Raw genomic sequence first — 26202 nt, 5'->3', positions numbered from 1 at the left:
CGAGCGATCGGATCCGGAACTACACCGTCACGACGACGAGGAGGCTGTGCCGTCAGAACGAGGCATGCCCAGGGGTACGGTTTCGAAACACAGGGAATCGGCCACCGGCGGATAACCGATCGGGGCACAATTTCGATCGCGGTCCTGTGAGAGGGACCGCAGATCCGGCTTGACGCTTTCATCTGTTTGCATGACGAGACCTCCCGTTGGGGGATGAGAATGTCAACATCACCCGGCGCGGAAAGTTGCGCATGTTCGACACGTGGCGCCGTCACGCTTGCGGCACTGCCCCCCTCGGAATGGGCTCTCAGGCCACGACCATGGCCGCCTGAATGTACAACCCGGCGTCACCCTTGCCCAGAACCCGCAGGAGCTCCAGTTTTTCCTGCAGGTGATGCTTTGCCTGGTCGGCTTCGTATCGGGTGATCAGTTCGGCATTGTCCATCAGGCTGGCGATGCTGATCGTCTGCGCCTCGGCCGAGGCCTTGGCCAGGTGGTCCCGGTTCAGCCCCAGGCACACCGCACGCGCCCCGTCTTTCCGGGGGGCGACATCCGTCACCATATCCACCAGCGTTGCGATCTCGGCACCGAACACGGCCTCGATCTCGGCCAGCGTGACGTGCGTGTCCTCGACCACGTCATGCAGCCACGCGGCCGCCACCACCTCGTCGCGCGCGCCAGTGCTGGCAACCAGTTCGGCGACACGCCGCGGGTGCACGATAAAGGGTTCATTGGTGTATTTCCGGCGTTGGCCAACACCGGCGTGTGCGGCTGTCGCAAAGGCGGCAGCGCGCGAAACCAGATCCGTCACCCGACGGTCTCCCAGTCGATTATCCCGGCACCCTAATGCACGGCATCCGCATAAGGTTGCCTGCCGCCAAACATAATTCGATGTTGGACGGCGATCGATCAACGGCCAGCCCCGAGCCGCAGGGACATGCCTGCCGGCCGGGGCTGAAACCGCCTGCGCTGAACTTACGGGGCGCGAACCGCCGTGACCTCGATTTCCACAAGCCAGCCCGGATTGGCCAGATGCGCGACCTCGAAGGCCGAGCGGGTCGGCAGCCTGGGCTGCGCGGGCGTGCCGAAGAACTCGGTGTAGGCTTTCATCATGCCCGGGAAATCGATCTTCCCCAGCTTGGGATCGGCCACCATGTAGATATGCATCTGCACGACGTCGCCCAGGCTCAGCTTCAGCTTCGCCAGTTCGCCCTGGATGCGCTGCAGCGACGCACGGACCTGCGTTTCGGTGTCGCCATAGGCCGCCAGCGTGTTGGGCTTGGCCGATTTGTCGGCCGGCGGAGCGCCCATGCCGCTCAGATAGATGGTGGTCGCCCCGGGGAGCACCTCGATCGCCGTGGCGATGGGGAAATGGCTCGCCGGATCGACGTGGCGCACTACCCCTTCCGCCCGGGCCGACGACAGGCCGGCCGCGCCCAGAACCGCCGCCAGCACGGCACCGCGAACGATTTTGAATGTCGTCATGTTCTTATTCCTCTTCGGGGGTAATGGCCGGGCGCTGCGCGGCGACGTCAGCGGGCTTCAGGGCGTCGGTGTAGTGATTTCCGAAATGCGTGCGGACATAGTTCACGACGTCCGCCACCTGCTTGTCGGTCAGCAGCCCGGCGAACGACGGCATGCCGCCGAACCCGTTCAGGATGACGTAGGCAGGATAATCCGCGCTGACCAGCTTGGCGTTGCCGGCCAAGGCCGGAAAGCGCGCCCCCGACCCCATCGCGCCACGGCCGTCGGGCATGTGGCACCCCTGGCAGACATGCTGGTAGATCGAGGCCCCGTCGGTCAGGGGCTGCAGATGGCCGACGACGGCGCTGGCGCTGTCGGCGCGCGCCTGCGTGGCAAGGGTCGTGCCGGCGACCAGGCCGGCGAGCAGAAGGATAGCGGGACGCATCAGGCAGCTCCCAGCGCGCGTTTGTGCAGACGGGTGATGGCGTCCAGCGAGGACAGGATCGCGCCTTCCTGCCAGCAGCCGATATAGGAGGCATGTTCGCCGGCCAGGACGATCCGGTTGTCCACCGCGCACAATGTCTTGTAGTGCATCTTGCGGCTCTGCTCGGTCCACATGGAGCAGCATCCCAGCGTCCAGGGCATCCGGCTCCAGGACACGGCCACGCCGCCGCGGAATTCCTTGCGATAGTTCGGATGGATCACCGAGCCCTGCGCCAGGCCGTGCTCAATTCGCTCGGCCGGGGTCATGCCCGCGAAATCGTAGGCGGCAGGGCCGAACATATAGCCGCCCAGCAGGACCGCCGGCCCCCGCGAGAAATAGCCATGGCTGGGGTAGGAAATCTGGCTGATCGGCTGGTCGGTGAAGCTGATGCCGCCATAGATCTGGTCATCTTCTTCCCAGAAGCGGCGGTTGAACTCCATGCCCAGCTTGACCGACGAGGCGTAGGGCACCGCGGCGATCGCGGCCTTCAGCGGGCCGCTGACCTGGATATCGAGCTGCGACAGCACCGACAGGGGAATGGTGCAGACGCAATAATCCGCGCTTTCCTGCCGGACGGCGCCGCCATTGGCCATGTCGTTATAGGTGACCTGAACGCCATGATCGTCCTGATGGATGGACGAGACCTTGCAGTTCAGGGTGATCAGGTCATGAACCTGCCGGGTGAAGCCCTTGCCGACCTGGTCCATGCCGCCGACCGGCTGGAACATGGTCGTCTGCATGTCCAGCCGCTCGTGGAACGCCAGCCACTGCCACAGGCCCGAGCGCATGACCTCGTCGCGGGCGAACAGGTCGGACGGAATCGGCGCGCCATCCACGCCGCCGCCCTGCGGCTTCGCGAAACCACGGCGCAATGAACTGGTGACGCCCTTGCGATACGCGCCGTCGGCATCCAGCCCGGCCCAGCCGCGCATCGCCGCCGCGACATGCGCGCGCTCGTCGGCCGAGACGGCCTCATCCAGCTTGTGCTGGTCGATGGACTTGGACAGCAGTTCCGCCGTGAAGCCCATAAAGTCGGCGGCATAGTCGCGATAGCGCACCGGCTTGCCACCGAAATTGGTGGACGAATGCAACCATGAATTGTGGTTCAGTTCGACGAACGGTTCCAGCTCCACCCCGAACTCGCGACAATAATGCAACAGTCCCTGGTGGTGGTAGGGGATGCGCCACGGGCCGGGATTGATATAGTTGCCGGGGGCGAACTGGACCTTCTGCGTGGCACCCCCCAGTTCCGTCAGCGTGTCGCCTCCACGCAACGAAATGTTGCGGCCGCCGCTGCGGTTCTGGAATTCGAGGATCCGGACCTGATAGCCGGCCTTGCGCAGTTCATAGGCGGCCAGCATGCCGGCCAGGCCGGCGCCCAGCACCAGCACCCGCGTGCCGCGCTTCGCCCCGGTCAGGGCCGGCGCGCCGCGAAAGTCGGTGCCGGCCGCGTGGCCCAGGCTGGTCATCGCCTGATAAAGGGCCGCGCTGCCACCCAGGATACCGATTCGAGTCAGCATCTGGCGGCGCGTGGCCGCCGGAGGCTGCAAAGCATTTGTCATCAAGCTTCCCCAGGATGAAGTGACGCATGTCGGATGACGATCCATGCGGGTGAAACGGTAGTTACAGGGAGATGTCGGATCGGGGCAACAATCCGATCACACAATCGTAATGGTTTTTCACCCCGCGTCCCGATCCATCGCCCGCGACGGCACAAACCACGCGCCGCCATTGCCATCCGGACCACATCGGGCCACCCCCGACTGTCATCTAAATGCAACATATTGAGACGAAAGCGTCACGATACCGAATTAGGCTGTTATCGGAACGTTCCGCATGACGCTAAGGTTACCCAGGTTTTATCAAATCATGAACGGGTCATCTTTATGAGCTTACGACGACGCCTTGTTGCCGCGACCATGATTTCCGCCGTCGGTTGCCTCGGCACCGCAGGCGCCGATGCGGCGACGGTCCCCCACAAGACCACGCGCCATGCGTCGAAGCCCGCGGCCAGCACCGCACAGACGGCCCCCGTTGCACCGGCAGCTGCACACGCCGTTCCGGCAGCCGCCCCGGCCGTCCCGTATTATCGCGCGCCGCCGGCCGACGCCGGCGAAGCCGTGATCGTCACCGGCACGCATGCCTTCCATCGCCGCGCCCGCGATTCCACGGCACCCATCAGCATCCTGACCGCCCAGACCCTGATGCGCTCGGGCCAGGTCAATCTGGCCGATGCCATCGTGCGCACCGATCCGTCCATCACGACTCAGGCCATGGGCGCCGACGCGGGCGCGCTGACCTCCTCGATCCGCATGCGCGGCCTGAACCCGAACGAGGTGCTGGTGCTCGTCGACGGCAAGCGCCGTCACACCACCGCCAACATCTATGCCGACCAGGGACCGCAGCAGGGTTCCACCCCGGTCGACCTGAACATGATCCCGGCCAATGCGATCGACCATATCGAGGTCCTGCGCGACGGCGCGGCGGCCATGTATGGTTCGGATGCGATCGCCGGCGTGGTCAACATCATTCTCAAGAAGACCGCCCATGGTCTGAACATCACCGGCCAGACAGGTGCCAACGCCTATAACGGCGATGGCTGGCAGTACCAGGTCGGTATCGACGGTGGCTTCAGCTTCGGCGATGACGGGTATGTCCATATCAGCGGGCAGGAGATGCACGCCGACCACATGGTCCCGTACTCGGCCGATGTGCGTACGATCCAGGGGAACCCGGAGTACAAGGGGTTCGTGGTGCCTCATGACTCCAACAAGATCATGAGCACGCCCGAGGAAACGCGCGAGAACCTGAGCATCGAATTCGGCAAGACGCTGACCGAGGGCGTGCAGGGCTACGGCCTGATCACCTATGCTCATCGTCACTCCGAGGCATATGAGAATTATCGCCTGCCGAACGTGGCGCCCAGCATCTGGCCCAACGGCTTCTCGCCGCTCGAAACGATCGACGAGAATGACTATGCGGCGACCCTCGGCCTCAAGGGCGACAATTTCTTCGGCTTCGGCTGGGATCTGAGCACCACCTACGGCGCGGACGACGATTCGATCGGCAACAAGAACACTGCCAACCCGAATATGATCGCGCAGGAGGGCTGGTCGCCGAACAAGGCGCGTGCCGAATCCTACACACTGATGCAGTGGACCAACAATCTGGACATGCGGCGTAATTTCAACATCGGCCACGTCGTGCCGATGACGCTGGCATTCGGCGCGGAACACCGGCTCGAGCAATATACCATCCTTCCCGGCAACCCGGCCTCGTACATGTACGGCGGCACCCAGGGTTATGCGGGTCTGATGCCGGAAAACTCGGGCAAGTGGGGCCGCGACGTCTGGGCGGGCTATCTGGACGGCGACTTCCATCCCCTGAAGCACTGGGACCTCGATTTCGCGGGCCGGTTCGAGCATTACACCGATTTCGGCAACACCGAGAACGGCAAGGTCTCGACCCGCTACGACATCACGAAGCGCATCGCGGTCCGCGCCACCATCAGCAACGGTTTCCGCGCCCCCACCCTGCCGGAAGAGCATTTCAGCGCACTGAACGTGTCGCCAACCGGGGCCACCGGGCTGCTGGCCACCGAAGGCGCGGCCGCCAAGGCCCTGGGCGCGCAGCCGCTGAAGCCGGAACGTTCGACCAGCGTCGAAGGCGGGTTCGTCCTCGAACCGGTGGACGGCTTCCACCTTTCGGCGGATGTGTATCAGATCAATATCCGTGACCGTATTTTCGGTGGCGGCACCGCGAACGGGCAGACAGCGATCGACGCGATCGCGATGACGGGCGCGACCCTGCCCGCGGGCATCACTTCCGCCGACGTGTCGGCCAACTATTTCGCCAACGTCGGCAGCACCCGCACGCAGGGCCTGGACATCATGGGGGATTATATCTTCCATATGAACCAGTACGGAACCCTGGACACGACCCTGGCGCTGAACCTCAACCGTACGCGCATGACGCACATCAACAATGCCTCGGATGGCAGTTCCTATATGAACGACCAGACGATCGGGTATCTGACCACGGGTTCGCCGCGCAGCAAGATCATCCTGAACGCGTACTACACCGTCGGGAACTGGGACGTGAATATCCGCGAAACCCGGTACGGCGAAACCACGTCGATGATGCAGTTCGCGGACCAGACGCCGGCCAACCTGAACTGCCCGGACGGCTCGCCGATGCAGTACTCCATCACGTGCTTCCAGCAGTTCAAGAACACGCCGGTCTGGATGACCGATCTGGAAATCGGCTATCGCCTCAACCGGCACTGGCATTTTGCCGTGGGCGGCAACAACCTGTTCAACCAGCGCCCGCGCATGCTCACGCCCTACACCAACTATCTCGGCGCCAACCAGTACGACCAGAACTCCTCGAGCATCCCCATCACCGGCGGCTATTACTACGGCCGCATCAACGCCACCTTCTAAATCGCGGTATCCGAAACCGGCCAATCAGCGGATCCCCTATCGGTCCGCTGGCCACGGATTATCCGGACTTCCGGCAAACCCCGCCAGAGATGGCGGGGTTTGTTTTTTTGGAAGAGCTTACTTCGGCGTCGCCGTGCCCGATTCACCCGACGACCTGATCCGGGTAAAGGACCGGGGGCTGAACCTCCGGCGGGATCGGGCTGACATACGGGCGTTGCCGCAGCTTCGCCGCATGGTCCTGCTTCGCGCGGTCCAGCAACCCCGGATCGGACAGCAGGTCGGTCGCGGTCGCCGCCATGATCTTGGCGACATGGACCATGCCCTTGTGGGCCAGCGCGGACGTGCCCTGCGCCGTCATCTGCCAGGAATGAAGTGCCGTACCGATGGCACAGGTCGCCCCCAGCGCCTGAACGGTCGGCACCGTCCAACTGACGTCGCCGACATCGGTGGATCCCAGGGTCACCGGGCCGCCCGGCGTCGGATAGGGCAGGATCCTGTCGCACAATGCCGTATTGCGATCGACCGGCAGGCCGACCTGCCGGAAGGCGGTGACGATATCCTGTTCGCTGAAGGTCGCCTGCATTTCGCGCGCGAAGGCCTGGTCGGCGGCGTCGAACGGCGGCGGGCCAAGGCGTTCCAGATTGGCCTGCATCGCGGCCTCCAGCGGTGGATTGCCCAGCAAATTGGCCATGCCGCTGATAACCGCGCAGGTGACGGTGGTTTCCGTCATCATCGCGGCCCCCTCGGCCACCCGGCGCACGCGCTCGGCCAGCGCCAGCATGTCCTCCAGTTCCGCCGCCCGAACGGTATATCGGATGACGGTTCGGGCCTGCACCACGTTCGGCGCGACACCGCCCGCATCCTGATAGGCATAATGGATGCGTGAAGTCGGCAGCATATGTTCGCGCAGGTAATTGACGCCAATATTCATCAGTTCCGCCGCATCCAGCGCCGACCGGCCCAGATGCGGGGCGGCGGCCGCATGTGCGGCACGGCCGGTGAAGGTGAAATCCAGCCGGACATTGGCCAGCGCCGCCGGGGGGAAGATGGTGGCGAAGCAGAACGGATGCCAGGAAATCGCGGCATCGACGTCATCGAACACCCCGGCGCGGACCATGAATCCCTTGCCCGCGCCACCTTCCTCGGCGGGGCATCCGTAATAGCGGACACGGCCCGGCGTCCCGGTGGCGGCCAGCCAGTTCTTGACCGCGGTCGCGGCGAGCAGCGACGCCGAACCCAGCAGGTTATGCCCGCAGGCATGGCCGTTGCCGTCACCCGGCAGGGGGCGGGGTTGGGTGGCCCCGGCCTGCTGGCTCAGGCCCGGCAGGGCGTCATATTCACCCAGAATGGCGATCACCGGACCGCCCTCGCCGGCTTCGCCCATGATCGCCGTCGGCAGGCCGCCCACGTCGCGGGTCACGCGGAAGCCCTCGCTCTCCAGGGTCGCGCCATGCAGGGCGACCGATCGGAATTCGCCGAAATTCAGTTCCGGCACCGCCCAGACGGCATCGCTGAGCGCGATGAGCGGTTCCTTCCGTGCTTCGACGAAATCCCATATCTCATTGCTGTTTCGCATCGCCTGCCCCGGATCTGAAAACGTGGTGTTCCTCCTCCGTTTTCATCCCGGTCGGCGCGGAAGATCAAGCGGCATGCGCGCCCGAGGCGATCGCTTTCAACTCGCGACCGGCGCCGGCTCGCCCCCGCCGTCGGCAATACGCCGGCCGATGCCCAAGGCCAGCAGCGCCGCGACAAGGCCCGTCAGCCCGGCCATGACCAACATCTGTTCATAACTTCCCATCCGCTCCCGCAGCATCCCGGCGACATAGGCGGCGCAGGCGGCGCCGACCTGATGGCCGAAGAAGACCCAGCCGAACACGATGGGGGCCAGACGTTCGCCGAACGCCGCATTGGTCAGGCGCAATGTCGGCGGCACCGTGGCAATCCAGTCCAGCCCGTAGAACACGCCGAACACCATCAGGGCGGCCGGTGAAAAATCACAGAACGGCAGGAAGATCAGCGAGACCCCGCGCAGCCCGTAATAGACGCACAGCAGCCTGCGCGCATCGAACCGGTCGGTCAGCCAGCCCGACAGCGTCGTCCCCACCAGGTCGAACAGCCCCATGGTGGCCAGCAGTCCTGCCGCCGGGACCTCGGCGATGCCATGGTCGGCGCAGATGGCGATGAAATGCGTGCCGATCAGCCCGTTGGTGGTGAAGCCGCAGACGAAGAACGTCAGGAACAGCAGCCAGAAATCCAGGCGCCCAGCCGCCCATGCCAGCGTGCCCAGCGCCACCGCCACCGGATGGCCATGCGCCGGCGGCGGCGGGACGTAGCCGGGCCCGGCGCCATAGGGCACCAGCCCGCGATCGGACGGCCGTTCCGGCAGCAACACCGCCACCAGCGGGATCAGCAGCACGCAGGCAGCACAGACCGCCAGCACCACGGCCTGCCAGCCCCGGTTCTGGGCCAATGCCGCCAGCACCGGCAGGAACAGCAGCGAACCGGTGGCGGTGCTGGCCGCCAGGATGCCCATCATCAGGCCCCGGTGCGCGACGAACCAGCGATTGACCACAGTCGCCCCCAGAACCATCGCAACCGACCCGGTCCCCAGGCCGGTCAGCACGCCCCAGGTCGCGAAGAACTGCCACGGCCGGGTCATCCACAGCGACGCACCGGTGGCGAGCGCCATCAGCGCCAGCGCGCCCAACAGGGTCCGGCGGATGCCCATCCCCTGCATCAGCGCCGCCGAGAACGGCCCCATCAGCCCATACAGGAAGATGCCGACCGCCGCCGAGAACGAGATATCCTCGCGCGTCCAGCCCAGCGTATGCTGCAGCGGCATCATCAGCACACCGGGCGTCGCCCGCAGCGCCGCCGAAACCAGCAGCGAGACGAACGTGACCGCCAGCACCACGAAGACGTAACGAGGATGGGAGGAGGATATGCGCATGTGGCCGACCGATGGTTGATTGTGCTATAAACAGATACGTACCGCTCAGTAACATTGTCAATCGCGAGTTTGCCGATCGTGTCCCTGAAAACCGATTCCCCCACCCCGCCCCGCCGCCGTGCGGCGGAGAAAATCCGCGATACGGCCCGTGACCTGTTCTACAGCCACGGCATCCGCGCCGTGGGCGTGGACGAGATCGTGCGGAACGCCGGGGTGACGAAACCCAGCCTCTATCGGGCCTACGGCTCGAAGGACGATCTGGCGGCCGCCTATCTGTGCGATTATCAGGAGGAATTCTGGCGGCGATTCGAGGCGACGGCCGACCGCCATCCACACAACGTGCGCGCCCAGATCATGGCGTATTTCACCGGCCTGGCCGACCGCGCGTCGCAGGCCGATTATCGCGGCTGCGGCCTGACCAACGCAGTGGTGGAATATCCCGACCAGGCCCATCCCGTCCGGCAGGTGGCCGGCCGCCTGAAGGAGGAGGTCCGGCAGCGCCTGACCGTCATGTCCCGGGCCATGAACGCGCGCGACCCCGCCCTGCTGGCGGACGGCCTGCTGCTGTTGATGGAAGGGACCTTCATCGCCGCCCAGATCTTCGGTCCCGGCGGCCCGGCCGGCAATGTCGCCCTCCTCGCCCGGCAGATCATCGACGCCAATTGTCCGCCCGACGGGGCCTGACTCCCCCGGACATCAGGCTGGCGCGACCGTTATCGTAGCAGTGTCGAACGTGAAGCTGCCGTCGGCTTCGATTGCGAAGGCCGCGCGCACGGCCGCCGGCGCGTCAATCTGCAGGGACCGGATGGCCGCCACCCGCTCGGCCGGGGTACGGGTCCGGGCGACCCAGTCGGCGAAACCCATCCGCAGCCGGTGCGCCGTGAACGCGCGCACCGCAAATCCGGCCCGCCCCAGCACCGCCATCCACTCCGCCACGCGATAATCGCGCACATGCGAGGGGTCGCGCAGCAGTTCCATCGCCTGCAACCAACTGTCGCACAGCGGGTCCACCGGAGCGACGGCATCGGCGAAGACGGCGACACCCCCCGCTGCCAGAACCCGCCGCGCCTCGCGCATTCCCGCCTCCATGTCGGACCAGTGATGGGCCGTGAACCGGCACAGCACGGCGTCGAACGTTCCGTCCGCGAACGGCAGGGATTCCGCCGCCGCGCGGCGCGTCACGATGTTGGCCAGGCCGCGTTGCCGCGCGGTGCGGGCCACGGCCTCCAGCATCTCGGGGGTGACGTCGCAGGCCACGATTTCGGCGACGTGCGGGGCCGCGCGATAGGCGACATGCCCGCCGCCGCACCCCAGGTCCAGAACGCGGCGCAGCCCCCGGCCCGCCACCACGCGCTCGATCTCGTCCAGATCGGCGCCGGCGCCATGGACCGCGCTGCTGACGTAGTCGGCCGCACGCGCACCGTAATGCCGCGCGGCGAAATGATCCTGTTCGTCCGTCATGTCCGTCTCCCGGGCGTTGATAACGACAAGGTACAGGGCCCAGGACACGGGTATAAGATGTCCACTTATCCTGGTATAAAAACTGCCATCATGCCGATCGCCCCCGACCAGCGCCCCGTTCTCGGCGCCTTCCTGCGTGCCCGGCGCGAGGCCCTGCCGCCCGAACGGGCCGGGGTGATGCGCGTCTCCGCCCGCCGTCGGACACCCGGCCTGCGGCGCGAGGAGGTGGCGCAGCTCTGCGGCATCAGCACCACCTGGTACACCTGGGCGGAACAGGGACGCGACATCACCCTGTCCGCCCCGACACTCGGGCGCCTGGCCGATGCGCTGCGCCTGTCTCCGGCCGAACGCGCCTATCTGTTCGAACTCACCCGCCAGAAGGACCCACGCCCACCCGACCCGGCCGGGGCTGAATCGCTGCCGCCCGACCTGACCCGCCTGCCCGAACTGATAGACGCGCCCGCCTATCTTCTGGACCGGCTATGGTGCGTGCGGGCGGCGAATGCCCGGGCGCGCCATCTGTTTACCGGCTGGCTGGCGGGGCCGGAGCCAAACCTGCTGCGCTACGTCTTCCTGGACCCCGCCGCCCGAACGTTCCTGGAGGATTGGGATGACCGCGCGCACCGGATCCTGGCCGAATTCCGCGCCGATACGGCGCGCCTGGCCGACGATCCCGCCCTGGAACGCATCGTTGCGGCCTTGCTGCGCGACAGCCCGGATTTCGCGCGGTTCTGGACCGGGCATGCCGTACTGTCGCGTGCGGGCGGCCCGCGACGGTTCATGCACCCGCAGGACGGCCTGCTGGTCCACGACCAGATCACGCTCATTCCCGCCGGCCATCCGGACTACAAGCTGGTCGTGCTGCCGCCGGGCGACGGGTAAATCGCTATCCGGCGCGCGAATAACCACGCGGCCACCCCACCCGCCAGCCCAGCCGCGATCCCAGCGTCGCCACCGCGATCACCAGCGCGCCGGTGATCTGTGCCACCGTCAGCCGATGGCCATAGACCATCCAGTCGCTGACGATCGCTACCAGCGGGTAGATGAACGACAGCGTGCCGATCGTCGATGTCGTCAGCCGGGGATAGGACGCATACATCAGCACGTAGCACAGGCCGGTATGGACCGCCCCCAGCCCCAGCAGCCACCCCCAGGACGCGGCGGCCGGCACCGGATGAGACAGGTCGGCCAATGGCGCCAGCAGCACGATGCCCGTCGCGGTCTGCCAGAACACCGTGATTTCCGGCCGCTGATGCCCCATGCCCTTGGAAATCAGGGTCGTCATCGCATACAGCATCGCCGCCACCAGGGTAATCGCGGTGCCGGCCGCCCAGCCCGCTTCCCCATGCTCCCCGGACGACAGCAGTCCGCTGGCCAGCACGACGCCGCCGAACGCCGCCAACATCCATACCATCTGGTCGCGGGTGATCGCCTCGCTCAGGAACAGGCGTCCCGCCAGCACCACGAAGAACGGCGAGGCGTTATAGACAATGGTTGCCGTCGCGATCGACGTCAGGCGATAGGCGGTGAACAGCGTGATCCAGTTCAGGACCACCAGCACGCCGCACACGATCGCCATCCGTACGCCCCGCCAGGCCAGCCCACGGAAATAACCGCGAAACAGGCACCACGCCCCCATGAACGCCGTGCCGAACACGCACCGCCAGAACACGACATTGATCGGGTCGAGCCCGCTCTGCATCACGAACACGCCGATGGTGCCGGAAAGCAGCATGGCGAAGGCCAGCTTCAGTGCGGGATGACCGTGATGGTCGCGATGGGTCATGACGAAAACCTGCCGTGGCGGAGGACGGCACAGTGGACGGCTTCTTCCGTTCACTCAAACGAATAGAACTGAATGCTGCCATCCGTTATATTGATGGCATGGCACATCCGCTCGACCTCGATCTTCTCCGCAGTTTCGTGACCGTCGTGGAATGCCGCAGCCTGTCGGCGGCCGCCCCACGGATCGGGCGCAGCCAGTCGGCCGTCAGCATGCAGATCCAGCGGCTGGAGGAAAGCGTCGGCCGGCCGCTGCTGGTCCGCCATCCGCGTTCGGTCGTCCCCACCCCGGCCGGTGCGGATTTCCTGGTGCAGGCGCGGCGACTGCTGCATGTGTCGGACGAGGTCTGGGCCAGCGTAACCCAGCCCGAGGAACGCGGCTGCGTCCGGCTGGGTGTCCCCGACGATTATGCGGGCTTCCTGCTGCCGCCCATCCTGTCGCATGTCGCGGCGCATCACCCTCTGGTCACGGTCGAACTGGTCTGCGAACCATCGGTCCGGCTGGTGCCGGCCATCGCGGCCGGACGGATCGACCTGGCAATCGTCACCCGCCTGCCCGAACAGCCCTATCCGGTGCTGCGCCGCGAACCGCTGGTCTGGGTGGCGTCGCGCGCGCATGAAGCCTGGAGGCGCGATCCACTACCGGTCGCGCTGTTCGAACCGGGATGCGCCGCGCGCTCGGGCGTGCTGCATGCGCTGGGCGAGGCTGGACGTCCCTATCGCTGCGCCTGCTTCAGCGCCGGCCTGCCGGGGCTGGTCGCCGCCGTGCAGGCCGGCCTTGCGGTCGCGGCCCTGGCGCGATGCAGCGTGCCGCCGTCCATCGACATCATCGGCGAGGCCGAAGCCATGCCGCCCCTGGACCATCTGGAATTCAGCCTGCTGCGCAGCCACGCCGCCGACGGCGCGGCGGTGGAATGCATGGACGATTTCCTGCGCGCCAATCTGGCGCTGATCGCCCTTTGACCGGCAGTCCTCACGACCGGTAGGACGGGTCCTCGGCATCCAAGACGCGCCGGACCGATGCCAGATGCAGCCGCGCGGACTCCGCGTCGCCCGCGCGCATCTGCCGTGCCGTCGCCTCTGCCACCGCCGGGTCCACGGGCACCAGGGGCCGCCCGGTCGCCATGGCCAGGCACTGCACCTGGCAGGCGCGTTCCAGATAATACAAATCGTCCCAGGCCTCGGCGATCGTCGGGCCAAGCACCATCACGCCGTGATGCCGCATGAAGACGATGTCGGCCCCGCCGATGGCCGCCGCGATGCGATCGCCTTCCGCCGCATCCAGCGCCAGGCCGTTATAATGCTGGTCCACCGCGACGCGGCCATGGAATTTCAGGGCGGTCTGCCCGGCGAACAGCAGGGGGTCGCCTTCGGTCATCGTCAGGGCCGTGGCGTAGGGCATGTGGGTGTGCAGCGCTACCCGCGCTCGTGGCACCTGACGGTGGATGCGGGCATGGATATGAAACGCCGTGGCCTCGGGCTGGCCCGCGCCGTCGACGACATTGCCGTCGAAATCGCAAATCAGAAGGCTGGAGGCCGTGAGTTCGCGAAAGGCATAGCCGTGGGGATTGACGATGAACAGATCGTCATACCCCGGCACCAGGGCCGAGAAATGGTTGCAGATCCCTTCTTCCAGCCCCAGGCGGGCCGCCATGCGAAAGCACGCGGCCAGATCGGCCCGCGCCTGCCAGACGATCTCGGCCTCCAGATCCGGCCGGTTATGCCCGGCCGACGATCCGGAGGGACCATTCCCACGGGGAAAGAGCGGATGAGCCATCACATACCTCATGCCTCGGGACGACGGGTTCGGCCGTCGGGCGAGATTGTTGCACAACCGGATGAAGCGTGCCAAGAATCGGCCATGCCCACCCCGCCCCCGGTGCTGTGCCGCATGGTCGCATGCGCCGGCGGTTTGCCAACGCACTGGCCGACAATGACCCCTTTCCAGCCTTGGGCGCGCGCCGCATGACCCGCCTGCTGTATCGCACCGCGCGCGCCACCCTGCCCGTCGCCGTCGGCGGACAGGGGATCGAACTGATCGACAGCGAGGGACGGCGCTATATCGACGCCTCAGGGGGCGCCGCCGTCTCGTGCCTGGGTCACCAGCATCCCGACGTCCTGGCCGCGCTGCATGCGCAACTCGACCGCCTGGCCTACGCCCATACCGGCTTCTTCACTTCGGAACCGGCCGAGCAACTGGCCGAACGGCTGGTCGCGGACGCTCCGCCGGGGCTGGAGCGCGTCTATCTGGTCAGCGGCGGGTCCGAGGCGGTCGAAGCCGCCCTGAAGATGGCCCGCCAGTATATGGTCGAGACAGGGCAGCCCCAGCGCCGGCACGTCATCGCCAGACGGCAGAGCTATCACGGCAACACGCTGGGCGCATTGGCGACGGGGGGCAATGCGGGCCGGCGCGCGGCCTTCCAGCCGCTGCTGATCGACACCCATCATATCGACCCCTGCTACGCCTACCGCCTGCGCGAACCCGGCGAGAGCGACGCGGCCTACGCGGCCCGCGCCGCCCAGGCGCTGGAGGACCGGATCCTGGAAATCGGCCCCGAGCGGGTCATGGCCTTCGTCGCCGAAACCGTCGTCGGCGCGACGGCCGGCGCCGTCCCGCCGCTGGCGGATTACCTGAAGCGGGTCCGGGCCATCTGCGACCGGTACGGCGTCCTGCTGATCCTGGACGAGGTCATGTGCGGCATGGGCCGGTGCGGCACGCTGCACGCCTGTGAACAGGACGGCGTGTCGCCCGATCTGATGACCATCGCCAAGGGCCTGGGCGGCGGTTACCAGCCGATCGGCGCGGTGCTGCTGTCGGGCCGGATCTTCGATGCGTTCGCCGACGGGTCCGGCGCGTTCATGCATGGCCATACCTACATGGGCCACCCGATGGCCGCCGCCGCCGGACTGGCGGTGCAGGACATCGTCCGTCGCGACGGGCTGCTGGCCAACGTGACAGCGATGGGCGAGATATTGCAGCGCGGTCTGGTCGAACGGCTGGGCGACAGCCGGCAAGTCGGCGACATCCGGGGACGCGGCCTGTTCCGCGCGGTCGAACTGGTCGCCGACCGCGCGACCCGCGCGCCCTTCGACCCGTCCCTGAAACTGCATGCCCGCATCAAGCACGAGGCGATGGCGCGCGGCCTGATGGTCTATCCGTCCGGCGGCACCGCGGACGGGACACGCGGCGACCATGTACTGCTGGCCCCACCCTTCATCGTCACACCCGGCGACGTCGGCCGTATCGTCGACCGGCTGGGCGACGCCATCGACGCGGCGCTGGCCACGCTGCCGTCATGACGGCAGCCAACGCCACCCTGCGGGCGCTGACGGTCGGCGGAAGCGCGTACGAAACCGGCGTGGGGATGGGCATGTTCGGGCGGGACATCGTCCATGCCCATTTGATCCACACCGCCGGCTGGGCCCATGTGACCGCCCACCGCGACGACCGGCGCGTGGGGCATATGCGCGACCAGGTACAACGGCTTTTCCCCCGCCAGTTCGCCGAACTGCACGGCATGGCCCACGGGCTGGAGGTACCGTTCGCCGACCTGTTCGCCTGGAATTGCCGCGGCGACATCTGGGCGATGGCGCCGGAAGGCTGCACGACCGTGATGTTGCCCGGCCCGTCGATCACCATCGCACATAACGAGGACGGAGACCCCGCCTTCCGGGGACATTGCGCCTGGGTCCGGGTAAAACCGGATGACGGGATCGCCTTTTCATCGTTCCTCTATCCGGCCTCGCTGCCCGGACACGCCTTCGCGCTGAACGATGCCGGGCTGGTGCAGACGGTGAACAATATCCGCTTCCGGGCCACCGCCCAGGGCGTGCCCCGCATGGTGCTGGCCCGGGCGGTGCTGGACTGCGCCAGCCTGGACCACGCCATCGACCTGCTGCGCCACGCCGAACGGGCCGGCGGCTATCATTTGACGCTGGCCCAGGCGGGCGACCCGCGACTGATGAGCATCGAATTTTCGGCCCACGTCTGTTCCGTCCGGACCGTCACGGCGCCGGCGGTCCATGCCAACCACGCCGTCCATCCCGAGCAGCGCCACATCCCCCAGATCGTCACAGAATCTTCGGCCTGCCGGCAGCGTCGGGGCGACGAACTGGTGACGTCCGGCCTGGCGGCGCGCGATCCGCTGGCGGTCCTGCGCGACCGGGCGGGTCCGGGCCTGCCGATCCGCCGCGACGACCCGGTCGACCCGGACGAGGAAAATACGCTGGCCACCGTCCGCTTCACTGTGACGGATAAGGGAGTCGGGGGGCAGATTTACGATACGCTGTCCGGCCCCGCCCGCTTCACCTTCGAGGTGCCGCGACGGCCGGAGAAGGAAAAGGAAGACCCAGCCCGCACCCGGTAGCGCCTTTCACGCCAGACCGTGGGGTCGCCAGGCGATGACGATGTCCAGGAAGCCGTCGATGGCCGCGCGCAGCCGCGCCTCTTTCGCCGGATCGGCGGGCCAGGGGGCATCTTCGCTGGCCAGATAGGCGCTCTGCGCGATTTCAAGCTGGACGGCGTGGACATGGTCGGACGGCTGCCCGTACTGCCGGGTCGTGTATCCGCCCTGGAAGCGCCCGTTCAGCACATGGGTATATTCCGTCAGGCCTTCGGCATGACGGACCAGCCGGGCGGTCAGTCCTGCGTCGCACGACCGGCCGCCATAGGTGCCCAGGTTCAGGTCGGGCAGCACGCCCTCGAACAGGCGCGGGCATTCGGACCGGATGGAATGCCCGTCCCACAGCACGGCCCAGCCCCAGATGCCGCGCAGACGCACCAGTTCCGCCGTCACCGCGTCGTGGTACGGGGCCCAGAACCGGCGGGTCCGCTCCGCCAGGGCCGCCGCATCGGGCTCCTGCCCCGGGACATAGAGCGGATCGCCGTCGAACGACAGCAGCGGCGCCAGCCCGGTGCTGGGCCGGCCGGGATAGAGCGCCGCATCGTCCGCGCCGCGATTGAGGTCGACGACATAGCGGGAATAGTTGGCCCGCAGTACCCCGGCGCCCCGCGCCAGCGCGCCGGCATACAGGCGGTCCATGTACCAGTCGGTGTCCGGCAGCATCCGGCCGCGCGGGGTCAGGTGCGGCTCCATCCCCGGCGGCAGGGCGGTGCCGGCGTGCGGCAGGGTCACCAGCACGGGGGACGTGCCCGGTGTGAATGAAAAGACGGGTGGGATCATTGATACATCCTCTCCGGCCGATGTCCCTGGCGATCAGTCCGCCAGCACGGCGGCGACGGTGGTGCGAAACGCCTGCGTCAGCCGGTCATGATCCGCATGCCGACCGTCGCGCACACGCCAGACGCCGCCGCACATCACGTCGCGCACCGGCAGGCGCGGACTGGCGAACAGCGCGGCATCCAGGATCGCGTCCCTTTTCAGCCCGGGCAAAGACAGGCGGCCGGCATCCAGCACGCACAGATCGGCCCGCGCCCCCGGCGCCAGTCCCCAGGCCGGAAGCCCACAGGCCTGCGCCCCGCCGCGCAGCGCCGCGCGATAGAGATATCCGCCGACCGAACCCGTCTGTCCCGACGGCAGGGACACGCACCGCTGCTGCCGCCCCAGGCGCTGGCCATATTCCAGCAGGCGCAGTTCCTCGCCGGGGCTGATCAGGATATTGCTGTCGGTCCCGATGCCGAACCGGCCGCCGTCATCCAGGAAATCGCGCAGTGGAAACAGCCCGTCGCCCAGATCGGCCTCGGTGATCGGGCACAGGCCGGCCACCGCGCCCGACGCGGCCAGCCGGGCGGTTTCATCGGCATCAAGATGGGTGGCATGCACCAGGCACCAGCGCGCGTCGACCCCGATTTCGTCCATCAGGAACGCCACCGGCCGCCGTCCGGTGGCGGATAGGCAGTCCGTAACCTCGCGCTGCTGCTCAGCCACATGGATGTGGATCGGCCCGTCATGCTCGGGTGCTGCCAGGGCGCGGCGCATGGCATCGGTCGTTACCGCACGCAGCGAATGGAAGCCCAGGCCCACCGTCGCCAGCGGATCATGCGCCGACGCCCGCCGCAGATCGGCGACGATCGTACCGATCGTCTCGACATCGGTGGCGAAACGCCGCTGGTCGGGTTGCAGCGGCGCCGCGTTGAAGCCCGCCTGGGCATAGAGCGTCGGCAGGATGGTGATCCCCATCCCCACCCCCTGCGCCGCGGCCAGCAGGCGCAGCGACATTTCCGCCTTTCGCTCATAGGGGGTGCCGTCCGGCGCATGGTGCAGATAGTGGAATTCGGCAACCTGCGTGTACCCGGCGCACAGCATTTCCATGTACAGATACGCCGCGACGATTTCCATCTGATCGGGCGACAGCCGCAACGCCAGGCGATACATCAGTGTGCGCCACGTCCAGAACGTGTCTGTGGGGTTCTGGCGCGTTTCCGTCATCCCGGCCATGGCGCGCTGGAAGGCGTGGGAATGCAGGCTGGGCATCGGCGGAATTACGATGTCGGCCCGCCAGTCGGCGCCGGCCGGGTCGGCCCCGGCCTGGACCGCCGCGATGCGGCCGGCGGCGTCGGTCACGATGCGCACATCGTCCCGCCAGCCATCGGGCAGCAGTGCCTGCCGGGCGAACCCCACTGTCGTCGGACCCATTGTCATCGAAATCGACCCGTCCTGCCTGTCCTGTCTGTTATCCGTTTCGGTGGGATGCCAGATAGGGCATAGACGTATATACATATCTGGACATCTTTCAACGCATGATCGAATCGCGAGGACAACGATAATGTGGGACACGCTGTGGATCGACGTGCATCTGGCGACGATGGACGCCCAACCCGACGACGCGTACGGCCGCATCGCGGACGGCGCCATCGCGGCGCAGGGCGGACGGATCGTCTGGGTCGGTCCGCGTGACGCCCTGCCCGGCCGGCCGCAGGACTTGGCGCGCGACGTCATCGGTTGCGACGGCGCATGGGCGACGCCGGGGCTGGTCGATCCGCACACGCACATCGTCTATGCCGGCGACCGCAGCGGCGAGTTCGAGGAACGGCTGAACGGCGTATCCTACGAAGCCATCGCCCGGCGCGGCGGGGGCATCCTGTCCACGGTGCAGGCGACACGGCGCGCCAGCTTCGAGGACTTGCTGGCCCTGGCGCTGCAGCGCACGCGGCGGCTGATCGCCGGCGGGGTCACCACGGTCGAAATCAAGTCCGGCTACGGCCTGACCCTGGAAGACGAGCTGAAGCAGTTGCGGGTAGCCCGCGCCGTGGCCCGCCACCTGCCGGTGCGCGTGCATACGACCTTCCTGGGCGCGCATGCCGTGCCGCCGGAGTTCGCCGGGCGGCGGGGCGCCTATGTCGATCATCTGCTGGACGCCGTCCTGCCGGCCGTCGCAGCCGAGGGGCTGGCCGACAGCGTCGACGCCTTCTGCGAAGGGATCGCCTTCCAGCCCGACGAGGTCGCACGCCTGTTCGACGCCGCCCGCGCGCTGGGCCTGCCGGTGCGATTGCACGCAGACCAGCTGTCCGACCTGGGGGGCGCCGCGCTGGCCGCGCGCTATCGCGCACTGTCGGCCGACCATGTGGAATATGCCAGCGAGGATGGCATCCGCGCCATGGCCGCCGCCGGGACGGTAGCGATGCTGCTGCCCGGCGCATTCTATTTCGTGCGGGAAAAGACCGTGCCGCCGGTCGAACTGTTCCGCCGCCATGGGGTGCCGATGGGCCTGGCCACCGACTGCAATCCCGGCACGTCGCCAGCGCTGGACCTGACGACGATGATGAACATGGCCTGCACCCTGTTCCGGATGACGCCGGCCGAGGCCCTGGCCGGCGTCACCCATGTGGGCGCCCGGGCGCTGGGCCTGCGGGACGAAGCCGGGCGCCTGGCCGCCGGCCTGTCGGCCGACATCGCCTTCTGGCCGGTCGCCGGCCCGCACGAACTGTCTTACTGGATCGGCGGCGTGCGTCCCCTGGGCCGAGTCTTCCAGGGCCGGCCCGACGGGGCGGCCGGCTCGTAAACCGGCGTGGGCCGGTATAATCAGATCGCCGCCGCATTTCAGGAGAAACGCCCCATGTCCGACACTCTCCGCCCGCCGACCCGGTACGGACAGGTCAAGCAATATATCCTGGACCGCATCCAGAGCGGCGAATGGGAAGTCGGGCGCCGGCTGCCGTCCGAAAGCGCGTTCGTCGAAACGCTGGGCGTATCGCGCATGACGGTCCATCGTGCCCTGCGCGAACTGACCAGCGAGGGGGTGGTGACGCGGGCGCAGGGCGTGGGCACGTTCGTCTCGCCCCCTTCGACGGGCGCCGAGCTTCTGGAACTGCGCGACATCGCCGACGATATCGTGGCCAGCGGCCATATCCATCGGTCGCGCATCGTTACCCTGGACACGATCCGCGCGGACATGGATCTGGCGACCGCCTTCGACCAGCGGCCCGGCGCCCGGCTGTTCCATTCCGTCATCGTCCATTACGAGGACGACACCCCCTTGCAGGTCGAGGAACGCTTCGTCTCGCCGCATTTCGCGCCGGACTATCTGGACCAGGATTTCTCCATCGCCCATCCGCACCGTCACCTGTACCGCATCGCCGGCCCCGAGGAGGTCGAGCATGTGGTCTTCGCCATCACCCCCAACGCGCAGATCTGCGACCTGCTGGAACTGGATGCGCCCGAGGCCTGCCTGCAACTGGTGCGCCGCACCTGGGTGGACAGCCGCGTCGTGATGAAGGGCATCTTCACCTATCCCGGAAGCCGCTACAGCCTGGGCGGACGCTACCGCCCGTAACGGCGAAGCCGGGGCGACCGGTCCGACCCCGTTACGAATTGCGTTGACAGGCGCGGCGGGTCGCCGCTACCACTTGCATATACAAGTATAGTCAAGGTGTCGCCATGACCCACCAGCCGTCCCCGAACGACCGCATCGTCCGCGCCGATACCGGCACGTCCCGTTCCGCCAGAAGCTGGCAGACCGAGGCCGCCCTGCGCATGCTGATGAACAATCTGGACCCGGACGTGGCCGAACGACCGTCCGACCTGGTGGTGTATGGCGGCATCGGCCGCGCCGCCCGCAACTGGGCCTGCTACGACAAGATCGTCGAATGCCTGCGCGACCTGGGTGACGAGCAGACCCTGCTGGTGCAATCGGGCAAGCCGGTCGGCGTCTTTCGCACCCATGCGGATGCGCCGCGTGTCCTGATCGCCAATTCCAACATCGTCCCGCACTGGGCCAACTGGGACAAGTTCAACGAACTCGACCGGCTGGGCCTGATGATGTACGGGCAGATGACGGCCGGGTCGTGGATCTATATCGGGTCGCAGGGGATCGTGCAGGGCACGTACGAAGCCTTTGTCGAGATGGGGCGCCAGTATTATGGCGGCACGCTGAAGGGCAAATGGATCCTGACCGGCGGCCTGGGCGGCATGAGCGGCGCGCAGCCCCTGGCCGCCGTCATGGCCGGGGCCTCGATGCTGGCGGTGGAATGCCAGCCCAGCCGCATCGAAAAGCGCCTGCAGACCGGCTATCTGGACCGTAAGGTCGACACGCTGGACGAAGCGCTGGAGATCATCCACGCCGCCTGCGCGCGCGGCGAGGCCGTGTCGGTCGGCCTGCTGGGCAACGCGGCCGAGATCTTCCCCGAACTGGTTGGGCGCGGCATCCGTCCGGATGCGGTAACCGACCAGACCTCGGCGCACGATCCGCTGAACGGTTATCTGCCTGCGGGCTGGACGCTGGAACAGGCCGAACGGATGCGGGTCACCGACCCGGCGGCCGTCGAGGCTGCGGCGAAGGCGTCGATGCGCCTGCATGTAGCAGCCATGGTGGCCTTCCACCGCCAGGGTGTCCCGACCTTCGATTACGGTAACAACATCCGCCAGATGGCCTTCGAGGCCGGGCTGGAAGATGCGTTCGCCTTCCCCGGCTTCGTCCCGGCCTATATCCGCCCGCTGTTCTGCCGCGGCGTCGGGCCGTTCCGCTGGGCCGCCCTGTCCGGCGACCCCGAGGACATCTACCGCACCGACCAGAAGGTGAAGGAACTGCTGCCCGACGACATCCACCTGCATAACTGGCTGGATATGGCGCGCGACAGGATCCAGTTCCAAGGCCTGCCGTCGCGTATCTGCTGGGTCGGGCTGAGCGATCGCCACCGCCTGGGCCTGGCGTTCAACGAGATGGTGGCCAGCGGCGAACTGAAGGCCCCGATCGTGATCGGCCGCGACCATCTGGACAGTGGATCGGTCGCCAGCCCGAACCGCGAGACAGAAGCCATGCGCGACGGCAGCGACGCGGTGTCCGACTGGCCGCTGCTGAACGCGCTGCTGAACACGGCATCGGGCGCCACCTGGGTGTCGCTGCATCACGGCGGTGGCGTGGGCATGGGCTTTTCGCAACATGCCGGCATGGTCATCGTCGCCGACGGCACGCCCGAGGCCGCGCGCCGGCTGGAGCGCGTGCTGTGGAACGACCCCGCCACCGGCGTGATGCGCCATGCCGACGCCGGCTATGACATCGCCATCGACTGCGCGCGCGAGCGGGGGCTGGACCTGCCGATGATCACGCGGCAGCCGTAATGTTCACATCCGGCGGCCCCTCGCGGCCGTCAGATCGACCTGCTGTTTGTGGAGGGGCATTACGATGCGTCGCGTAGACTACCCACATGTTTTTCCACGAAAAACTTCGGCCGGCCTTTCGTCTCCATGTAAATTTTGCCGACATATTCGCCGATAATGCCCAGGGACAGCATCTGGACACCGCCCATGAAGAAGATGGCGATCATGACCGATGTCCAGCCTTCCACCGTCTTGCCGGTATATTTCATCACGATCGAATAAACGGTGGCCACCATGGACAGGGCCGATATGGACAGGCCCAGGGTCGCGATGATCCGCAGCGGCGTGACGGTGAGCGATGTAATGCCCTCCAGCGCCAGGGCGATCATCTTTTTCAGCGGATATTTCGATTCCCCCGCCGCGCGTTCGGCGCGATCATAATAGACGCAGGATGATGTGAAGCCGATAAGCGGAACCAGGCCGCGCAGATAGATATTCTGCTCGCGGTACGAGAGCAGCGCCGCGCACGCCCGCCGACTGAGCAACCGGAAATCGGCATGGTTAAAGACCTGCTGCACCCCCATCAGCCCCATGACTTTGTAGAAGCCTTCGGCCGTGACACGCTTGAAGCCGCTGTCCGCATCGCGTGACCCACGCACGCCGTACACGATGTCGCTGCCGGCGAGATATGCCTTCACCATGTCCGGTATGACCGAAATATCATCCTGAAGATCGGCATCTATGCTGACGATGATGTCGGCATCCGCCGCCGCAAGGCCCGCCAGCAAGGCAAGCTGATGGCCCTTGTTCCGCGACAGCTTCAGGCCCTGCACATGGCCGTTGCCACGGCAGGCCGCTTCGATCTGGGCCCAACTGTCGTCCTTGCTGCCGTCATCGACGAACAGAAGGTAGCTGTTGCCGGCAATCAACCCGTTTCCGACCATGCCGGCCATGACGGCCGACAATTCGCGAAGACACAGAGGAAAGACTTCCGATTCATTATAGCATGGCACAACAATGGCCAATATCGGCGTCATTTGCTTCGTCATCTTGTCACACGGAATCCGGACGGGCCGTCACCAATTCAATTTCGAATTTTTTGCGCGACATTATATATTTTCCTCAATGCGGATCGCCGCTTCGACCCCAGAGGGGCAATCGGGCTGGCAACGGCGCGCGCTATGTCGCGCAACCCGACGATTATCGACCCATGCTGCACAGCGGTCTCCGAGGCCCCCTTTGCATTCCGCATGACCACGAACTCATACCACGGGGTCTGGCGCAGCACGGTCCAGAAATCGACGGCGAAATCGATTAATGGAAAGGACCAGGGCTTCTTCTCACCGGCATAATGGATGATGTAGGGCGCCTTTCGCGCATCCATGTAGGCCTTGCGGATATCGGACGGCAGATTGGCGAAAAACGTGTGGACATCGCCATTGCCGTGATAGACGTTCCATTGCATATCAAGGTAATGGACATTGCCCTGAAAAAGAAGATTCAGGATATCCTGATCCAGGAACCAGTAACGTCGACCTGATTCCAATATAGACCGGACACGGTCCGGATACGCACCATCTATCCGCGGAAGATCGAAGACCATGACGCCGGCCTGAAAATAGCCGGCCGGATCCGGCATCCCGACATATCCACGCAGATAGCTGTCCGCATCCAGCCCCCCGCATTCCGCCATCGACGGAATGCGCAGCTTGCGGAAGCCCGTCATGACGCAGTCCCGCACCGCGCCCACCATCTTCCCCTGAAGATCCGTCGCGAACAACTGCGCCAGGTCACGCTTTATGATAGTATCGCTATCAATATAAATGATTCGACTATAATGTGAAAATATTTCCGGGATACAAAGACGATAGTACGTTTCCCTGGAAAAATGCATATGCGTATCGAGGTCGAATTTATCGAATATGAAACCGACTTCGATGAACCGTATGGATATGTTGGCCCTGCCGCTGGCGAGGCTGGTCAACAGCGTCTTGCTATTGTCCGATATATCGTCATTGATGACGACGATATCGTAATTCGTGTCCGCTGATGACGTATTGATGATGGACTGGATACAGGCGCCCGCATAAGGCGTGAAGGCGTCGTTGAACGACAGGACGATCGGAACGGCGTTCTCATCGAAGAACGGCGTCACCGACGTCAGTGGATTCTCGACGAACGTACGCTGGGCCTCGCGGACTTTCACTTCCTTGTGATCATACATATATTTTTCGATAAATATATTGAAAAGCCACTCGGAAATGTAGCCGAAGACCCGATCTTCCTGAATGGAATAGGCCGACAAGTCGATCTGTCGTTCAAGCTCGAACAGCACATCGAACAACCAGCTGCAATATTGATCAAAAATGTCCCGCTTCATGACAAACATGTTGGTGAAGTAGCCCCGCGAAGACTCATTCACCTTGCGCACGAACGGCGCGTAAGCGGGGTATTTTTTCTTGATGATTTCCGTTGCCCGGTCATAGTCCTTGATATTGTGATGCCCGCCGCTCTTGTAATGCTCCCGCATCGTGCGTGAGCCGGCCTGTCGGACATCCCACCGCTTGGGCAGCACGATGTCGTTCTCCCCGACGAAAAACGACACGCCATCGTCGGTCAGGTTGTTCGCATCCACATATTCGTCATCCATCGCCGGATAGACAACCATCCCCCACTGGTCCTCCGGCCCTTCGACCAGGGAAAAATTCAGATGGCGGCGATAATGGAACAGCCCGACATAATCCTGTCCGGAGGTATTTTTCCAGAGCCAGTACAAAGCGGTCAGTTCGCAGAAGGTATGATTTTTTTCCGAAATATTATCGCCTGTATCGTCGCCGGTCGGGTACATATCCTCGTTCGACAGAGATTTTCCTACCTGGATCGGAATAAAGCACGCTCCGGAAAGCATGTCGGCTTCTCTGTGGGCAGCGATATATATTTCGGTCTTCACTTCGGCCTCATTCTTCAAACACGCATCTTCTCACGATTTAACATGTCTCCCGTGGCACCACGACCGCTGGCGGCATGTTCTCTCGCAATTCTTCCCAACATCAAGGCAAAAGGGACCTCTCCGGTTCCTTCTCCCCCGCTACTCTACCCCGTTTTACGGACCTGGACGATGGA

General features: G+C 65.7%; 22 protein-coding genes. 9 read left to right on the top strand and 13 right to left on the bottom strand.

What is annotated here, in order from left to right:
• Positions 1 to 307: 307 nt before the first annotated feature.
• The 4 genes from HLH34_RS01510 to HLH34_RS01495 all read right to left on the bottom strand — a co-directional run bounded on the left by HLH34_RS01510 (position 308) and on the right by HLH34_RS01495 (position 3510).
• The gene (locus tag HLH34_RS01510) at positions 308 to 811 is read right to left on the bottom strand and encodes an HD domain-containing protein (protein ID WP_183117809.1); all 504 of its coding nucleotides are present in this window, start codon (positions 809 to 811) and stop codon (positions 308 to 310) included.
• A 164-nt stretch (positions 812 to 975) separates the two neighbouring features.
• Entirely contained in the window at positions 976 to 1485 is a 510-nt protein-coding gene (locus HLH34_RS01505; protein ID WP_183117808.1) for a RidA family protein, read from the bottom strand.
• A 4-nt stretch (positions 1486 to 1489) separates the two neighbouring features.
• Entirely contained in the window at positions 1490 to 1909 is a 420-nt protein-coding gene (locus HLH34_RS01500; RefSeq protein WP_183117807.1) for a c-type cytochrome, read from the bottom strand.
• Positions 1909 to 3510, bottom strand: a complete 1602-nt coding sequence (locus HLH34_RS01495; protein ID WP_183117806.1) for a flavin monoamine oxidase family protein — start codon at positions 3508 to 3510, stop codon at positions 1909 to 1911. Before HLH34_RS01495 ends, HLH34_RS01500 begins: the two co-directional genes overlap by 1 nt.
• Before the next feature lie 324 nt (positions 3511 to 3834).
• Here HLH34_RS01495 and HLH34_RS01490 point away from each other — a divergent pair, with 324 nt between their 5' ends.
• On the top strand, positions 3835 to 6390 hold the full coding sequence (locus HLH34_RS01490; protein ID WP_183117805.1) for a TonB-dependent receptor plug domain-containing protein: 2556 nt from the start codon (positions 3835 to 3837) through the stop codon (positions 6388 to 6390).
• A gap of 142 nt (positions 6391 to 6532) precedes the next feature.
• Here HLH34_RS01490 and HLH34_RS01485 read toward each other — a convergent pair whose 3' ends face one another.
• Positions 6533 to 7966, bottom strand: coding sequence for a M20 family metallopeptidase (locus HLH34_RS01485; protein WP_183117804.1), 1434 nt, complete (start codon positions 7964 to 7966; stop codon positions 6533 to 6535).
• Between the two features lie 96 nt (positions 7967 to 8062).
• On the bottom strand, positions 8063 to 9340 hold the full coding sequence (locus HLH34_RS01480) for an MFS transporter (RefSeq protein WP_183117803.1): 1278 nt from the start codon (positions 9338 to 9340) through the stop codon (positions 8063 to 8065).
• Positions 9341 to 9418: 78 nt separating this feature from the next.
• On the opposite strand from HLH34_RS01480, the gene HLH34_RS01475 reads away from it, so the two are divergent.
• Complete coding sequence (locus HLH34_RS01475) at positions 9419 to 10024, top strand: TetR/AcrR family transcriptional regulator (protein WP_264784514.1); 606 nt, start codon at positions 9419 to 9421, stop codon at positions 10022 to 10024.
• Between the two features lie 12 nt (positions 10025 to 10036).
• Here the strand turns inward: HLH34_RS01475 and HLH34_RS01470 are convergent, their stop codons facing one another.
• A complete protein-coding gene (locus tag HLH34_RS01470; RefSeq protein WP_183117802.1) occupies positions 10037 to 10801 on the bottom strand; it encodes a class I SAM-dependent methyltransferase in 765 nt (254 codons plus the stop codon).
• A 90-nt stretch (positions 10802 to 10891) separates the two neighbouring features.
• Here HLH34_RS01470 and HLH34_RS01465 point away from each other — a divergent pair, with 90 nt between their 5' ends.
• Entirely contained in the window at positions 10892 to 11683 is a 792-nt protein-coding gene (locus HLH34_RS01465) for a helix-turn-helix transcriptional regulator (protein WP_183117801.1), read from the top strand.
• A 4-nt stretch (positions 11684 to 11687) separates the two neighbouring features.
• Here HLH34_RS01465 and HLH34_RS01460 read toward each other — a convergent pair whose 3' ends face one another.
• Positions 11688 to 12587 (bottom strand): DMT family transporter, encoded by a 900-nt coding sequence (locus tag HLH34_RS01460; protein ID WP_183117800.1) that lies wholly within the window; start codon positions 12585 to 12587, stop codon positions 11688 to 11690.
• A 98-nt stretch (positions 12588 to 12685) separates the two neighbouring features.
• Between HLH34_RS01460 and HLH34_RS01455 the strand changes: the two genes are divergently transcribed.
• Positions 12686 to 13546, top strand: a complete 861-nt coding sequence (locus HLH34_RS01455; RefSeq protein ID WP_183117799.1) for a LysR substrate-binding domain-containing protein — start codon at positions 12686 to 12688, stop codon at positions 13544 to 13546.
• 10 nt (positions 13547 to 13556) lie between these two features.
• Here the strand turns inward: HLH34_RS01455 and HLH34_RS01450 are convergent, their stop codons facing one another.
• Positions 13557 to 14360, bottom strand: a complete 804-nt coding sequence (locus tag HLH34_RS01450; RefSeq protein ID WP_183117798.1) for an aldolase — start codon at positions 14358 to 14360, stop codon at positions 13557 to 13559.
• A 68-nt stretch (positions 14361 to 14428) separates the two neighbouring features.
• Between HLH34_RS01450 and HLH34_RS01445 the strand changes: the two genes are divergently transcribed.
• On the top strand, positions 14429 to 15883 hold the full coding sequence (locus tag HLH34_RS01445; RefSeq protein ID WP_306417763.1) for an aspartate aminotransferase family protein: 1455 nt from the start codon (positions 14429 to 14431) through the stop codon (positions 15881 to 15883).
• A complete protein-coding gene (locus HLH34_RS01440) occupies positions 15880 to 16950 on the top strand; it encodes a C45 family autoproteolytic acyltransferase/hydolase (protein ID WP_183117797.1) in 1071 nt (356 codons plus the stop codon). Before HLH34_RS01445 ends, HLH34_RS01440 begins: the two co-directional genes overlap by 4 nt.
• Before the next feature lie 6 nt (positions 16951 to 16956).
• Here the strand turns inward: HLH34_RS01440 and hutG are convergent, their stop codons facing one another.
• Positions 16957 to 17766: an N-formylglutamate deformylase gene (hutG, locus tag HLH34_RS01435; protein ID WP_183117796.1), complete on the bottom strand. Its 810-nt coding sequence runs from the start codon at positions 17764 to 17766 to the stop codon at positions 16957 to 16959.
• A gap of 33 nt (positions 17767 to 17799) precedes the next feature.
• Positions 17800 to 19185, bottom strand: a complete 1386-nt coding sequence (locus tag HLH34_RS01430) for a formimidoylglutamate deiminase (protein WP_244959542.1) — start codon at positions 19183 to 19185, stop codon at positions 17800 to 17802.
• Positions 19186 to 19309: 124 nt separating this feature from the next.
• Here HLH34_RS01430 and hutI point away from each other — a divergent pair, with 124 nt between their 5' ends.
• The 3 genes from hutI (at position 19310) to hutU (ending at position 23100) form a co-directional block, all read left to right on the top strand.
• Entirely contained in the window at positions 19310 to 20545 is a 1236-nt protein-coding gene (gene hutI / locus HLH34_RS01425) for an imidazolonepropionase (RefSeq protein WP_183117795.1), read from the top strand.
• Between the two features lie 54 nt (positions 20546 to 20599).
• Positions 20600 to 21316, top strand: coding sequence for a histidine utilization repressor (hutC, locus tag HLH34_RS01420; RefSeq protein WP_183117794.1), 717 nt, complete (start codon positions 20600 to 20602; stop codon positions 21314 to 21316).
• Between the two features lie 104 nt (positions 21317 to 21420).
• A complete protein-coding gene (gene hutU / locus HLH34_RS01415) occupies positions 21421 to 23100 on the top strand; it encodes a urocanate hydratase (RefSeq protein ID WP_183117793.1) in 1680 nt (559 codons plus the stop codon).
• Positions 23101 to 23159: 59 nt separating this feature from the next.
• Here the strand turns inward: hutU and HLH34_RS01410 are convergent, their stop codons facing one another.
• Positions 23160 to 24116: a glycosyltransferase family 2 protein gene (locus tag HLH34_RS01410; protein WP_220791987.1), complete on the bottom strand. Its 957-nt coding sequence runs from the start codon at positions 24114 to 24116 to the stop codon at positions 23160 to 23162.
• 47 nt (positions 24117 to 24163) lie between these two features.
• A complete protein-coding gene (locus tag HLH34_RS01405) occupies positions 24164 to 26047 on the bottom strand; it encodes a DUF4422 domain-containing protein (RefSeq protein ID WP_220791986.1) in 1884 nt (627 codons plus the stop codon).
• Positions 26048 to 26202 lie beyond the last annotated feature (155 nt).

This window comes from Gluconacetobacter azotocaptans (assembly GCF_014174355.1).
Taxonomy (GTDB): Bacteria; Pseudomonadota; Alphaproteobacteria; order Acetobacterales; family Acetobacteraceae; genus Gluconacetobacter; species Gluconacetobacter azotocaptans.
Note: the sequence above shows the minus strand (reverse complement) of the source record. Positions and strands in the feature narration are given on the sequence as shown.